The organism is Nonomuraea turkmeniaca, assembly GCF_005889735.1.
Lineage (GTDB): Bacteria > Actinomycetota > Actinomycetes > Streptosporangiales > Streptosporangiaceae > Nonomuraea > Nonomuraea turkmeniaca.
In genome coordinates this window covers 1-13217 of sequence record NZ_VCKY01000084.1, presented here as the reverse complement: position 1 = coordinate 13217, position 13217 = coordinate 1, and the positions used below count along the sequence as shown (strand labels likewise).

Sequence of the window (13217 nt, the reverse complement as noted above, 5' to 3'; positions counted from 1 at the left end):
GAACTCAGTGGATGACGGCGTGAAGACGAAGACGCACTGCCCGTACTGCGCCCTGCAGTGCGGTATGGAGATCGGTCCTGAGCTGGCCATCCAGCCCAGGACCGACATCCCGGCCAACGCCTCGGGCGCGCTGTGCCAGAAGGGCTGGACGGCAGGCGAGCTGCTCACCAACGGCGAGCGCCTGACCACCCCCCTCCTGCACGGCGAGCCCGCGGAGTGGGACGTCGCCCTCGACTACGTCGCGTCCCGGTTGTCCGCCATCCGCGCCGAGCACGGCCCCGACGCTGTGGCCGTGTTCGGCGGGGGCGGCCTCACCAATGAGAAGGCGTACACGCTCGGCAAGTTCGCCAGGGTCGCGCTCGGCACCAGCCAGATCGACTACAACGGCCGCTTCTGCATGTCGTCGGCCGCCGCCGCGTCGATCAAGGCGTTCGGCATGGACCGCGGGATGCCGTTCCCGATCACTGACCTCGCCGAGGCCGACATCGTGCTGCTGGCCGGCGGGAACGTCGCCGAGACCATGCCGCCGTTCGTCCGCCACCTGTCCGGCCCGCGCGTGATCGTCATCGACCCGCGGCGGACGCAGACCGCCAAGCTGGCCTGGCTGCACCTGCAGCCCACGCCCGGCACCGACCTGGCGCTCGCGCTCGGGCTCCTCCACATGGTGATCGCCGAAGAGCTCGTCGACGAGGAGTACGTCGCCGCCCGCACCACCGGGTTCGACGAGGTACGCACCTCGCTCGCCGCCTGGTGGCCCGAGCGGGTCGAGCGGATCACCGGGGTGCCCGTCTACCGGATGCGGCAGGCCGTGCGGGCCATGGCCGCGGCCCGCAAGGCGTACATCCTGACCGGGCGCGGCGCCGAGCAGCACGCCAAGGGCACCGACACCGTCACCGCGTTCATCAACCTCGCCCTCGCGCTCGGCCTGCCGGGCCGGCACGGCTCCGGCTACGGCTGCGTGACCGGGCAGGGCAACGGGCAGGGCGGCAGGGAGCACGGCCAGAAGGCCGACCAGCTGCCCGGCTACCGCAAGATCGACGACCCTGCGGCACGCGAGCACGTCGCCGGCGTGTGGGGCGTGCCCGCCGAGTCGCTGCCTGGGCCCGGGCGGTCGGCGTACGAGCTGCTCGACGCCCTCGGCACCCCGGGAGGGCCGCGGGCGATGCTGCTGTTCGGGTCCAACCCGGTGATCTCCGCGCCGGCCGCCGAGCACGTCGCCGAGCGCATCGCCTCCCTGGACCTGCTCGTCACCTGCGACTTCGTCATGTCGGAGACCGCCGCCATGGCCGACGTCGTGTTCCCGGTCACGCAGTGGGCCGAGGAGACCGGCACCATGACCAACCTCGAAGGCCGCGTCCTGCTGCGCAACCGGGCCGCCGCACCGCCCGAAGGCGTCAGGAGCGACCTGGACGTCCTCGCCGGCCTCGCCGAGCGGCTCGGGCACCGCCTCGAGACCGAACCGGCCGCGGTGTTCGACGAGCTGCGCCGCGCGAGCAAGGGAGGGCCCGCCGACTACTCCGGCATCACCTACGAGCGCATCACCGAGGAGAAGGGCGTGTTCTGGCCCTGCCCCTCGACCGAGCACCCGGGCACGCCCCGGCCGTTCCTCGACTCCTTCGCCACGCCGGACGGCCGCGCCAGGCTCGTGCCCGTCCAGCACCGGCCGGCGGCCGAGGAGACCGACGCGGACTACCCCGTCTATCTGAGCACGGGACGGGTGCTGGCCCACTACCAGAGCGGCGCGCAGACCCGCAGGATCGCCTCGCTCGTCAAGGCCGCGCCCGAGCCGTACGTCGAGATCCATCCGGACCTCGCCGAGCAGCTCGACATCGCGGCCGGCGATGTGGTGCGGGTCAGCAGCAGGAGAGGCGAGGCCAAGGCCGTCGCCCGGATCAGCGACGCCATCAGGCGCGACACCGTGTTCATGCCCTTCCACTGGGAGGGCGCCAACCGGCTCACCAACCCGGCCCTCGACCCGACGTCGAAGATGCCGGAGTTCAAGGTCTGCGCCGTCAGGGTGGAGAGGGACTCATGAGGCTTGTCGTCGTGGGGAACGGGATGGCCGGATCGCGGCTGGTCAGCGAGGTGCGCACCCGCGACCCCCACATGAAGATCACCATTTTCGGCGCGGAGACGTGCCAGCCGTACAACCGGGTGCTGCTGTCCAACGTGCTTGCCGGCAGCTCGCGCCCGGACCAGGTGCGGCTGCTCGACTCCTCCTGGTACGCCGCCCACAACGTCGAGGCCGCCTTCGGCAGCGCGGTCGCCCACATCGACAGGGAGACCAGGCACGTCGTCACCGATGACGGGCGGCGCGAGCCGTACGACCTGCTGGTGCTGGCCACCGGCAGCGACGCCATCGTGCCGCCGATCCCCGGCGTGGAGCGGGCCATCCCGTTCCGCACGCTCGACGACTGCGAGCGAATCATGCGCGATGCCGACCAGGCCCGCCGGGCGGTCGTCATCGGCGGCGGGCTGCTCGGCATCGAGGCCGCCCGCGGCCTGGCCGGGCGTGGCCTGCCCGTCACGCTGCTGCACCTGGCCGGACACCTCATGGAACGCCAGCTGGACGTCGAGGCCGGCGAGGTGCTCGGTGAGACGCTGGCCGGGCTCGGCGTCGAGATCCGCACCGGAGTATCCACCTCGTCCGTGGACGACGACGGCGTCCGGCTCGACGACGGCGAGCTGATCGAGGCCGACCTGGTCGTGCTGGCCTGCGGCGTCCGCCCCATCACGGGCCTGGCCGCCGAGGCCGGGCTGGAGGTGCGGCGCGGCGTCGTCGTGGACGACGAGCTGCGTACCGACGACCCGTCGATCTTCGCGATCGGGGAGTGCGCCGAGCACGACGGCACCGTCTACGGGCTGGTCGCCCCCGCCTGGGAGCAGGCCTCGGTGGCCGCCGACGTCATCACCGGCGGCAAGAGCCTCTACCACGGCTCCAGGCTCGTCACCCGGCTCAAGGCCAGGAGCGTCGAGCTGGCCGCCATGGGCGAGACCCACCTCACCGAGGAGCACGCCGAGGTCGTGCGCTTCAGCCACCGGGCTCGCGGCACCTACCGCAAGCTCGTCATCCGCGACGGCCGCCTGGTCGGCGCGATCCTGCTGGGCGAGAGCGACGCCGTCGGCACGCTCACCCAGCTCTTCGACCGCGGCGGACAGGTGCCGGGTGACCGGGCGGGGTTGCTGTTCCCAGGGCTGTCGTCGACGCCCGTGGCCGACAGCCCCACGCTGATGCCCGACGCGGCCAAGGTCTGCCAGTGCAACAACGTGACCAAGGGTCAGATCAGGGCGTGCTGGGAGGCAGGGGCTCGGGACGTGGCAGGGGTGGCGGCCGCCACCAGGGCCACGACCGGATGCGGTACCTGCCGCGACGCCGTGGAAGGCATCGTGAGCTGGCTGTGCGAGCAGGAAGGGATTTCCGTATGAGCAGGATCGTCGTCGTGGGGTACGGGCCGACGGCCCACCGGCTCGTCGAAACCCTCACGAGCAAGGGCTTCGACGGGCGGATCACCGTGATCGGGGAGGAGCCCCGGCCCGCGTACGACCGGGTGGCCCTGACCTCCTACCTGTCGGGCACCACCGCGGAGGATCTCACCTACGACGTGCCGGCCGGCACCGTCACCAGGCTGAGCACCCGGGTCACCGGCATCGACAGGGAGGCCCGTCTCGTCACCCTGTCGGACGGCGGCACGGAGGCCTATGACGTGCTGGTGCTGGCCACCGGGTCCGCGCCGTTCGTGCCGCCGGTGCCCGGGGCCGAGCACGCCTTCGTCTACCGGACGCTCGAGGACCTGGACGCGATCAGGGTGGCCGCCAAGGACGCGGTCGAAGGCGTGGTGGTCGGCGGCGGGCTGCTCGGCCTGGAGGCCGCCGACGCGCTGCGGGCACTCGGGCTGAAGGCGCACATCGTCGAGATGAGCCCCTGGCTGATGCCGCGGCAGGTCGACGAGGGCGGCGGCGCGGTGCTCAAGCAGCACATCGAGGGTCTCGGCCTGGGCGTGCACGCCGGCGCCGGGGTCAAGGAGATCGTCGCCGACGAGAACGGCCAGGTCATCGGGCTGCGCAAGCCGGACGAGACGCTGTTGGACGCCCAGGTCGTGGTGTTCTCCGCGGGCATCAGGCCGCGGGACGAGCTCGCCCGGTCGTCCGGGCTGGAGGTGGGCGAGCGGGGCGGCATCGTGGTCGACTCCGCGATGCTCACGTCCGACCCCGCCATCTACGCCGTGGGCGAGTGCGCGCTGGCCGGTGGCATGATCTACGGGCTGGTCGGGCCGTGCAACACGATGGCCGAAGTGGCCGCCGACCGGATCATGGGCGGATCGGCGACGTTCGACGGCGCGGACATGTCCACGAAGCTCAAGCTGCTCGGCGTCGAGGTCGCGCAGTTCGGGTCCATGACGGGGGCGCTGGACGTCACCTACATGGACCCGGTGAGCGGCGTCTACAAGAAGCTGTTCATCAGCGACGACGCGCAGACGCTGCTCGGCGGCATCTGCGTGGGCGACGCCTCGCCGTACACGCAGCTGCGGCCCTTCGTGGGGAAGGCGCTGCCGGCCTCGCCGTCGGACCTGCTGTTCAGCGGGGCCGGGGCCAACCTGGACCTGCCGGACGAGGCGCAGGTCTGCTCCTGCAACAACGTCTGCGCGGGCGACATCCGCACCGCCATCGCCGACAAGGGCTGCACCGACGTCCCCGGGCTCAAGGCGTGCACCCGCGCCGGCACCACCTGCGGCAGCTGCGTGCCGATGCTCAAGCAGCTGCTGGAGAAGTCGGGTGTCGAGGTCAGCAAGGCGCTGTGCGAGCACTTCACGTACTCGCGGGCCGAGTTGTTCGACATCGTCCGGGTCCGCAACATCACGACGTTCTCCCAGCTCATCTCCGAGCACGGGCAGGGCAGGGGCTGCGACATCTGCAAGCCGGTCGTGGCCTCGATCCTGGCCTCGCTGCACAACGGGCACGTGCTGGAGGGCGAGCGGGTCACGCTGCAGGACACCAACGACCATTTCCTGGCCAACATGCAGAAGAACGGCACGTACTCGGTCGTGCCGCGCATCCCCGGCGGCGAGATCACCCCGGAGAAGCTCATCGTGATCGGCGAGGTCGCCCGCGACTTCGGCCTCTACACGAAGATCACCGGTGGGCAGCGGATCGACCTGTTCGGGGCCCGCGTCGACCAGCTGCCCGAGATCTGGCGGCGGCTGGTGGAGGCCGGCTTCGAGTCCGGGCACGCCTACGGCAAGGCCCTGCGCACGGTGAAGTCCTGCGTGGGCTCGACCTGGTGCCGCTACGGCGTCCAGGACTCCGTGGGCCTGGCCATCGCGCTGGAGCTGCGGTACCGCGGCCTGCGCTCGCCGCACAAGCTCAAGTCCGCCGTCTCCGGCTGCGCCCGCGAGTGCGCCGAGGCCAGGTCGAAGGACTTCGGCATCATCGCCACGGAGAAGGGCTGGAACCTGTACGTCGCCGGCAACGGCGGCTTCAAGCCCCGCCACGCCGACCTGCTGGCCGGCGACCTGTCCACCGAAGAGCTGATCAGGACCATCGACCGGTTCCTGATGTTCTACATCCGCACGGCCGACCGGCTCCAGCGCACGGCGACCTGGCTCGAAGCACTGGACGGCGGCCTCGACTACCTACGGGAGGTGATCATGGAGGACTCGCTCGGTATCTGCGCCGACCTCGACGCGCAGATGGAGTACCACACCGCGACCTACGCCGACGAGTGGGCCGCGACTCTCGACGACCCGGAGAAGCTGAGCAGGTTCGTCAGCTTCGTCAACGCGCCCGGTCTCCCTGACCCGTCGATCGTCTTCGAGCAGGAGCGCGGCCAGATCAAGCCGGTGATGGTCCGATGAGCTGGACGCCGATCTGCGACTTCGACAAGCTGCTGCCGGAGCGCGGCGTCTGCGCGCTGGTGGACGGCAGGCAGGTGGCGGTCTTCCGCACCTTCGACGGCACGCTGCACGCGCTGGACAACCTCGACCCGTTCAGCGGGGCGTACGTGCTCTCGCGTGGCATCGTCGGCACCAGGAAGGGTGAGCCGACGGTGGCCTCGCCGCTGCACAAGCAGGTGTTCTCGCTGGTGTCCGGGGTGTGTCTGGACGAGAAGGACGTGTCGGTGCCGGTCTACCCGGTACGCGTGGCCGACGGCTACGTGGAGGTGAGCGTCTAGGGGTACGCGAGGATCAGGCCCAAGTCGTCCGCTCGCACGACGGCTTGGGCCTTTCGTGCGCCGTCAGTCCCGGCCGTGCTCCACCGGTGGGTAGACGTGCGAGCTGCGATGCGCGACGGGGAGCACGCAGCGCCGTCCCGCCTCGACGTCGTCACAGCGTTCGGCGTCTTCGCGCTGGGGGAGGGGTTCGGGGTTCGCCTGGGTACGCGGCACTGGACGGACGCTATCCGCGGCACCCGATGCGCTGGTCTCGTGGCGGCAACGATCGAAGCTCTGAACGGTCTCTCTAAAACCGGTCATTTCGTCTAGTAATACCGGTCGAGGTAAAGGAGGCGTGCAAAGTGCCTAAACCGCGCATTCGGCGACGAGTTGCGCGGGCATCAAAGCGGCCATGAGCAAGATTTCTCAGCGCAGAGCGCTCCTGATGGCCGCGATCATTCCCGCCATGCTTGTGGCGGGCTGCGCCGCGGGGGGCAGCGGCACGCAAGCCATGAAGGGAGCGGCGGCGAGTCCGACGGACATGCCGACGGACATGCCGACGGACGACATGATGTCGCCCGAGGAGACCGACACCGCCTCGCCCACCGGGACGGACACCGCCTCCCCGACCGACACGGCCGGCGGGGCCGACCAGCCGCGGTCGGCCGTCCAGGGGTTCTTCGACGCGCTCAAGTCGGGCAACGTGGACCAGGTCGTGGGCGCGTTCGCCGACGACGCCGTGGTCGCCGTGGACGGGGAGGCCACGGCGAAGGGCACCCAGGCGATCCGCACGCTGTTCCAGGGCCAGCTCGATGAGATGAAGCAGGCCACCCACACCATCGAGGAGGATCGCACCCTCGGCAGCGAGGACGCCGTCGTCCGCGCGACGAGCAAGCAGGGGGGCGACAACCTCCGCGAGCTGTTCCTGCTCTCGCAGGACGGCGGGGAGTGGAAGATCTCGCAGTTCATGAACAACCAGGCGGGCTGACCGCGGCGCGGCACACGCGCTAGTGCTGTGCCGGGTCGCCGGGGATGCGGGGCGTGATTCGCTGCTGATCGACCAGCGCAAGGTAGACGGCGAAGGCGCCCCGCGTCCACATGTCGGCTTGCCGGGTGGTCAACCGGATCTCCTCGCCCTTATGCGAGACGATCACATATCCGCCCAGGGGCATCCGTCGTGTCAGGTCCGCTGCATGGTTTCGGGGGAATCCGGCGTGACCTGCGGCTCGACAAGTTGGTCCGGACGGGGGCTCATGGTCGTCCGGACTAACTTGTCGGTTTCTGCTGTGCGTTTCCAGATGATCTGTTCCAGACTCCTGGCCCGCGCTCACAACGCGATGGGGCGATACTTGAGAGCGGCTTCAACAATCTCCTCGGCTGTGGCGTCCTGTAATTCTTCCGGCGGCCAGAAGATCAGATCACTGACGCGTGGATGGAGCACATTGGCCTCTAGCAGGCGTAGGTAGAAGTCGGAGTCCGGGTCTGCCTCCATGATCCTGCGGACAATTTCGGCGAGTTCTTCCTGGGTGATGTCCGATACCTTGAGCCGCTCCGGGCGGGCGGCATCCCGGGCGAGGTCCTCCAGTCTCTGCGATTCCCAGTACGCGGCGAAATCCGACGGCTCGTAGGTGTGTCCAGTCTGCATGTTGAACGCGGCGACGGCCTCGCGTGCCTCCATCAGCCTGCCGGTTTCTATAAGTTCCGCGATCCGGTCGATCTCCCTCCCCAACTGCTCCTGGCGCTCCTGGGAGACAGACGGGGGAAGCAGCTCCGGTCGTAGATCCATGCCAGGCATTCTGCATGCCTCATGTACGCGGGACTACCACCCGGATGCCTCACCTCAGCCGGGACCGCCTCAGGTCAAACCGGAAGCGTCACCTGTATCAGCCAGTCTTGCATTCGCGGCCAAAGCTCGGGCGGGGACGGTGTGCCTGGCCGGGAGTGGTCCGGACTGGCCAGGGAGCAGGGCTGGTGGCGGTGGCGAGGTAGTCGGAGTCGGCCGGAGACGGACGGAGGTATTCGCTGAGGCCGCGAGCGTTCCTGGGGCGGTAGTTCCAGGTGTCGGCGGTAGAGGTATTCGTCCAGGGCGACCAGGGTGCCCGGTTCGTGCTGCTGCAGACGCAGCATGGCCTCCAGGGTGGAGACCAGCGACTTCCAGGCGGCGCGCTGCTCGGCGGTGCCGTAGGCGAACGGAGTGGAGCCGATCAACGTGAACCGGCCAGCGATCTGCCGGCCGCGAACGCCGGCGAACAGGCCCCGGGCTTCCACCTCGATGCCGGCGTAGACGAACGTCGCCGGCAGGCGCTCGGCGAAGTACTTGAGCTGGTCGGAGACTTCCGCTCCAGTGCGGGTGGCCAGGTTGAGGTTGTGGATTTCATCGACCAGGACCAGCTCGACGCCAGCGTGGGCGGCGGTGGCGCAGACGGCGTTGACAACGTCGGTGATGTTGGCGCGGCTCGACAACTCCAGGCCGAAGAAGCGGGCGAACTCAACCGCCAGCATCCGGGCGGTCGCGGCCGGTGGGACGGTGACATAGACGACCGGCAGTCGGTGGCGTTGGCCCGGGTGGCGCTTGCGGACCGCGCGTTCGTGGGTGCGGCCGAGCTGGGTGAGTGCGGTGGTCTTGCCGGTGCCTGCCGCGCCAGACAAGATCATGCCCCGGCGGGCGGAGATCTGCCTGCGGTTGAGCTGGATCAGTAATCGGCCGGTGGTCAGGACCTGCCGGATCGTCGGGGTGTTCACCAGTGGAAGTTCGGCGTGGTAGTCGCGGCGTGCCTCCTCGTGGGCAGATCGCTGCCGCGGTGTCAGGGCGAGCAGCTCGGGCCCCATGCGCATATCGGCGACCAAGGTCGAGCTGTATACGGCGATTCGCAACGTTTGCCCTGTCCGCTACCGGCACCTCGGGGCGATGTCCCCCGTCGATATGTCCGCGCGTTCGGGGGCACGGCCAGCTCGGCCAACGCGACTCCGAGCCGTCGTTCCGTCGCGAGGGAGCGGCTAACGTGCCAGGATAAATCACGTCAAGCCGTAACTCGCGTGGGCCGGTATCGCAGGGCGACCGCCCCCGACCGGAACTCACGGCGGTCCACGGGCTCGAGCTGGATGCGCTCGCGCAGACCGGCGAGCAACGTCGGCCCGTGTCCGGCAAGGACCGGCTGCACAAGGAACTCGTACTCGTCGATCAGTCCCAGATCTGCCAACGCCAGGGGAAGCGTCACGCCACCCACCCACAGGCCCTCGCCTGACTCCTGCTTGAGCCGCTGAACCGCTTGCCCGAAGTCGCCTCGCACCAGCTCGGCATTCCAATCGACCGCGCTCAGCGTGCTCGACACAACGTACTTCTTCGCCCGGTCGATGGTCTCGGCGAACGGGATCTGCCACTCATCCATCCAGTCAGGCCACGTGTCCGTGGCCGGCTTCCGCCACGCCGACTCCATCATCTCGTAGGTCACCCGGCCGAATAGCAGGGCATCGGCTCGCTCCATCTCAGCGGTCCAGTAACGCATCGACTCCTCGTCCGGGGGGAGCCCTGCCTCGTGATGGCAGCAGCCGTCGAGCGTGACGTTGATCGAGTATCGAAGTGGTCTCATCTCGTTGCTCTCCCTTGATGCGCGCAGCGCGTTTTCACCGGACGTCTACTTAGACGACTGTCGGCGCCATTTCTCATCGGCGCCCGATCCCACCTACTCAACACCGTCGTGATGCGAACCAGACCGCAGACTGAGCGCGCGACCGATTCGGGCGCTCGGGGCGTTCAGGTTCGCAACGGGACGGCGCTCATAACGCTCGACTTCGATGCACGGTGCCACGTCACCTACCGTCGGCTCAGGGCCAACGACGAACGTCGCAAACGTTGCCTGACGCGGCACTAGCTGCGATAACGCCAGCTTCTCCACACTTCTCGGCATCCGCGAGGCCATCCACCACGCCGGCGGCAGCCTCATCCTGGCCAATCCCAGTCCACCCGTCGAACTCGCACTGTCTCGAAGCGCCCTGCGAGACCTACTGCCCCTCCACGACATCCTCGCCAAACAGCCACCGCCCGGCCACCCAGACAGCCCGGAGTGACGTCAAAACTCACCGACATTGATCAAGGAATCTGCCCCCAACCGCCTCCCGAAGTCAGCGACAAACGCCTCCCGAAGAACCCAACACAGCCACGCCGCCGGGCTGCCGAGCCGGTTGCAGGCTGGCAAGTCCCCCAACCGCCGACCCGGCCCAGGCCGCTACCAACCGGTGCCCATGGTGCTCGCCATCATCGCCAGGCCCGAACAGATACCGCAGGACCTCCCCAGGGTTCCTGCTGCGCGCCTTCGCCCGAGGCCTCACGAACGCCACCTCCGCAGCCGTCCATGGATCTCACCGGCGAGCTCGTCCAACCGCGCGACCGCCGCGGCGCACTCGGCAGTGCTCCCGCCGGCACCTTCCAAGGCCGTAGCCGCCGCAACCAGCGCCGTCCGCGCCGCGAACAATTCCCGCTGTATCCGGGCCAGCCCCACCCTGCCCGCCTCACCCTCGGTACCGCCGTCTGTGACCGCCCGGGCATCGCGCAGCACCGTCTCCCCCACGTACGCGGCGACAGCCAACTCAGCCGCCGCCGCGGCTGCGGCTACTTCCTGGAACTCCTCGACGCTGAACTTCACCTTCAAGCTGTGCGAGCGGCCCGACGAGACGTACGCCCGACGCCGAGCCAGCCTCGGCAATGCTCGGCCCGCCGGGCCATCAGCACTCACAAGACTGGATTTTGCACCACCAGCCCCGACAGTTACCCCAGAACTCCGACATCCCATCCGACAGGTTCATCCGGACACAGACAGGCCCACATGGACCGGACACGTCGCCACGCAACCAAGGCGTTTTCGTAGACGAGCACGTCCAGCATCGCACCCAGGTATCGACGTCCGGCGGCGGACACGGCGTAAGCCTCCTCGCTCCTCGCCGAATTCTCGCCTTGCCTCCATTGTGCGCGCCCTATCGGGAAATGGCGCGTTCCCTGGAACCTCGTCCGCGCCGGCGGTGTATCACCACCGGAGGTGGTCCCATGAAGAGGATGCTGGCCGTGCTGGCCGCCATAGTGGCGGCTCTGGTCACGGGGACTGTTCCGGCCGGTGCGGCGGGGAATTGGGCGGTGACGTACATGGATCCGCTGCCGGGCGGCTTCGCCGGCGACAAGCCGTACACGCTGGGGTTCTGGGTGTTGCAGCACGGCAACCACCCGTTCGAGGGGAACCTCGGCACCGTCGGGCTGCGACTCACCGGGGAGGACGGGAAGAGCCTGATGTTCGAGGGCACGGCACTTCCCGAGGCCGGGCACTACGCCGCGTCGGTGGTCGTGCCGCAGGGCGTGTGGAAGGTCGAGGGCATCCAGGGGATGTTCATGCCGCACGAGGTCGGGCAGCTCAGCGTGCCCGGCGGGCTGAAGGTCAAGCCCGTGAACAAGGCGCTGATCGAGGGCTTCATGGCGCTACGGACGGACTATTGGGACGCCGTGCGCCCGCCCGGGTTCCCCGACCTGCCGGGAGACAAGGTGACCGTCCGGACCGGCGACGCCCCGGCCGCGGCGGCGCCTCCGGTGGCGACGGCGGCGCCTCAGAAGGTGGCCGCGGCGGAGCCGGCTCAGAGCTCCGGTGGGGTGCCCGCGTACACGCTGCTGCTCGCGGCCGCCGGCGGCGCGTTGCTCGCGGTGGGGGCGTTGCGCCTTCCCCGGCGGAAGGACCGGAAGGATCACCAGGATCCGCCCGTGGACTCGTCGTCGGAGACGATCGTCATCTCGGGATAGCCGGTGGTGGCTCGGCCGGGGTGTGCTCGCGACGCCGTCCTTTCCCGAGCGGCTCGCGTCGTGGCGCACCCCGGCCGCCGGTCAGCGCATCCTCACGATGAACCTGCGGATCTTGCGGAGGTCGCGCAGCCTGTGTTCGTACGTGGCGCCGGTGAACAGCAGGAACGCGCCTGCCAGCGCGATCGGCAGCCAGCGTGGGCCCTCGCCCATCAACGCGGCGAGGGCCGGCGCGAACTCGTGTGCCGCCGTCACCACCAGCACCGCCCCGCCGAGGATCAACGGCGCCTGCAACCGGGCCCATGCCCCGGCCATGGTCGCGGCGAACGCGGCCGCGCCGAGCAGGAGCGGTCTCGTCAGACCCACGTCGTTCCAGGCGGCGTAGGCGCTGGGCAGGAACGTCAGCGCGAGCGCCGTGCCGTAGCCCAGCCAGGAGGAGGTGCCGGGATCGCGCCGCCGGGCCAGCCACGCCGCCACCAGCCCGGCTGCGGACAGGGGAGCGGTGTAGGCCTCGGGGGCCGTGACATCCGAGATCGCCAGCTGGATCCAGAGGGCGAACTGCAGCAGGACCAGCCCGCCCCAGGCGACCGGCCGCCGATCCGGCCGCAGGGCGACGGCGAGCCCGAGCACGCCGGTGCAGGCCAGCGCGAGGCTCAGCAGTCCGGCGTCCCGCATGGTCATGAACAGCCCGGATGCGGCGATCCACCACCCCGTCACCTCGACCCCGAGAGCCGCCCGGCCCCACATCTCCGGGGATGCCTCCTGGTCGTCCCGGCCCATGTGGCGGGCCAGGGCGGCGGACACGGCGGCGGACATCGCGGCGACGGCGAGGGCCGCGAAGCCCGCCGCCTCCGTCCGGAACCCCGCAGACAGCGCTGAGGCGATCGCCAGCGCGCCGGTCGCGACCGCGGCCGAGACGGCGGCGCCCGTCCGCGCGATCTCATTGCGTGCGGGGACCCCGGTCATCACTCCCAGCACCGCGACCCCGGCCAGCACCACCAGCGTGTACGCCTCCGCGTCCAGCGACCAGATGACCAGGTGCCCGCCGAGACCCACCGCCAGCACTCCCGCGGCCCCCGCACGCGGCGCGAGCGCGGCCTGCGCGGCCAGCGCCACCAGCATGACCCCGTAGAACGCCAGCAGCCCCGGGTGCGGCATGTCCGCCACCGCGGGCAGGAGCACCAGGCACCCGAATGCTCCCACCGTGGCCGCCGTCCGCCCGGCGAGCGCCCCGCTCAGTCCGCGAGCCACCATCACGCAGGTGACCGCCACGAACACGCCCACCCCCAAGGC

Annotated in this window: 12 protein-coding genes; 6 read left to right on the top strand and 6 right to left on the bottom strand. The window is 69.9% G+C overall.

From position 1 onward, the window contains the following. Window positions 1–19: 19 nt before the first annotated feature. The 4 genes from ETD86_RS24160 to nirD are packed head-to-tail and all read left to right on the top strand — an operon-like array spanning window position 20 to window position 6169. A complete protein-coding gene (locus tag ETD86_RS24160) occupies window positions 20–2035 on the top strand; it encodes a molybdopterin oxidoreductase family protein (protein ID WP_281286953.1) in 2016 nt (671 codons plus the stop codon). Beyond that, a complete protein-coding gene (locus ETD86_RS24155) occupies window positions 2032–3426 on the top strand; it encodes an FAD-dependent oxidoreductase (protein ID WP_138668442.1) in 1395 nt (464 codons plus the stop codon). Before ETD86_RS24160 ends, ETD86_RS24155 begins: the two co-directional genes overlap by 4 nt. Beyond that, window positions 3423–5852 carry a nitrite reductase large subunit NirB gene (gene nirB, locus ETD86_RS24150; RefSeq protein WP_138668441.1) on the top strand — a complete coding sequence of 810 codons (2430 nt, stop codon included), beginning with the start codon at window positions 3423–3425 and terminating at the stop codon, window positions 5850–5852. The genes ETD86_RS24155 and nirB overlap by 4 nt, the downstream gene beginning before the upstream one ends. Continuing rightward, entirely contained in the window at window positions 5849–6169 is a 321-nt protein-coding gene (gene nirD, locus ETD86_RS24145; RefSeq protein ID WP_138668440.1) for a nitrite reductase small subunit NirD, read from the top strand. Before nirB ends, nirD begins: the two co-directional genes overlap by 4 nt. Window positions 6170–6232: 63 nt before the next feature. Here nirD and ETD86_RS55365 read toward each other — a convergent pair whose 3' ends face one another. Further along, the gene (locus ETD86_RS55365; RefSeq protein ID WP_170223237.1) at window positions 6233–6382 is read right to left on the bottom strand and encodes a hypothetical protein; all 150 of its coding nucleotides are present in this window, start codon (window positions 6380–6382) and stop codon (window positions 6233–6235) included. 178 nt (window positions 6383–6560) lie between these two features. Here ETD86_RS55365 and ETD86_RS24140 point away from each other — a divergent pair, with 178 nt between their 5' ends. Then, on the top strand, window positions 6561–7136 hold the full coding sequence (locus tag ETD86_RS24140; RefSeq protein WP_138668439.1) for a YybH family protein: 576 nt from the start codon (window positions 6561–6563) through the stop codon (window positions 7134–7136). A 339-nt stretch (window positions 7137–7475) separates the two neighbouring features. Here the strand turns inward: ETD86_RS24140 and ETD86_RS24135 are convergent, their stop codons facing one another. From ETD86_RS24135 to ETD86_RS24120, 4 genes are all read right to left on the bottom strand, one after another. Beyond that, the gene (locus ETD86_RS24135) at window positions 7476–7934 is read right to left on the bottom strand and encodes a bacteriocin immunity protein (protein WP_138668438.1); all 459 of its coding nucleotides are present in this window, start codon (window positions 7932–7934) and stop codon (window positions 7476–7478) included. A 74-nt stretch (window positions 7935–8008) separates the two neighbouring features. After that, window positions 8009–8995, bottom strand: coding sequence for an ATP-binding protein (locus ETD86_RS24130; RefSeq protein ID WP_211370269.1), 987 nt, complete (start codon window positions 8993–8995; stop codon window positions 8009–8011). Between the two features lie 173 nt (window positions 8996–9168). Then, window positions 9169–9738: a dihydrofolate reductase family protein gene (locus ETD86_RS24125; RefSeq protein ID WP_030925166.1), complete on the bottom strand. Its 570-nt coding sequence runs from the start codon at window positions 9736–9738 to the stop codon at window positions 9169–9171. 735 nt (window positions 9739–10473) lie between these two features. Continuing rightward, on the bottom strand, window positions 10474–10791 hold the full coding sequence (locus ETD86_RS24120; RefSeq protein ID WP_211370268.1) for a hypothetical protein: 318 nt from the start codon (window positions 10789–10791) through the stop codon (window positions 10474–10476). A gap of 398 nt (window positions 10792–11189) precedes the next feature. Between ETD86_RS24120 and ETD86_RS24115 the strand changes: the two genes are divergently transcribed. Beyond that, window positions 11190–11927, top strand: a complete 738-nt coding sequence (locus ETD86_RS24115; RefSeq protein ID WP_138668437.1) for a hypothetical protein — start codon at window positions 11190–11192, stop codon at window positions 11925–11927. Window positions 11928–12008: 81 nt separating this feature from the next. Here the strand turns inward: ETD86_RS24115 and ETD86_RS55360 are convergent. Then, window positions 12009–13217: SCO7613 C-terminal domain-containing membrane protein (locus ETD86_RS55360; RefSeq protein WP_425465652.1), on the bottom strand; the 1209-nt coding region annotated here is incomplete at its 5' end.

Bases quoted from the DNA above. Each gene is read 5' to 3' on its own strand.
- ETD86_RS24155 (WP_138668442.1), top strand. From the start codon at position 2,032: ATGAGGCTTGTCGTCGTGGGGAACGGGATGGCCGGATCGCGGCTGGTC.
- nirB (WP_138668441.1), top strand. From the start codon at position 3,423: ATGAGCAGGATCGTCGTCGTGGGGTACGGGCCGACGGCCCACCGGCTC.
- nirD (WP_138668440.1), top strand. From the start codon at position 5,849: ATGAGCTGGACGCCGATCTGCGACTTCGACAAGCTGCTGCCGGAGCGC.
- ETD86_RS24140 (WP_138668439.1), top strand. From the start codon at position 6,561: ATGAGCAAGATTTCTCAGCGCAGAGCGCTCCTGATGGCCGCGATCATT.
- ETD86_RS24135 (WP_138668438.1), bottom strand. From the start codon at position 7,934: ATGGATCTACGACCGGAGCTGCTTCCCCCGTCTGTCTCCCAGGAGCGC.
- ETD86_RS24125 (WP_030925166.1), bottom strand. From the start codon at position 9,738: ATGAGACCACTTCGATACTCGATCAACGTCACGCTCGACGGCTGCTGC.
- ETD86_RS24115 (WP_138668437.1), top strand. From the start codon at position 11,190: ATGAAGAGGATGCTGGCCGTGCTGGCCGCCATAGTGGCGGCTCTGGTC.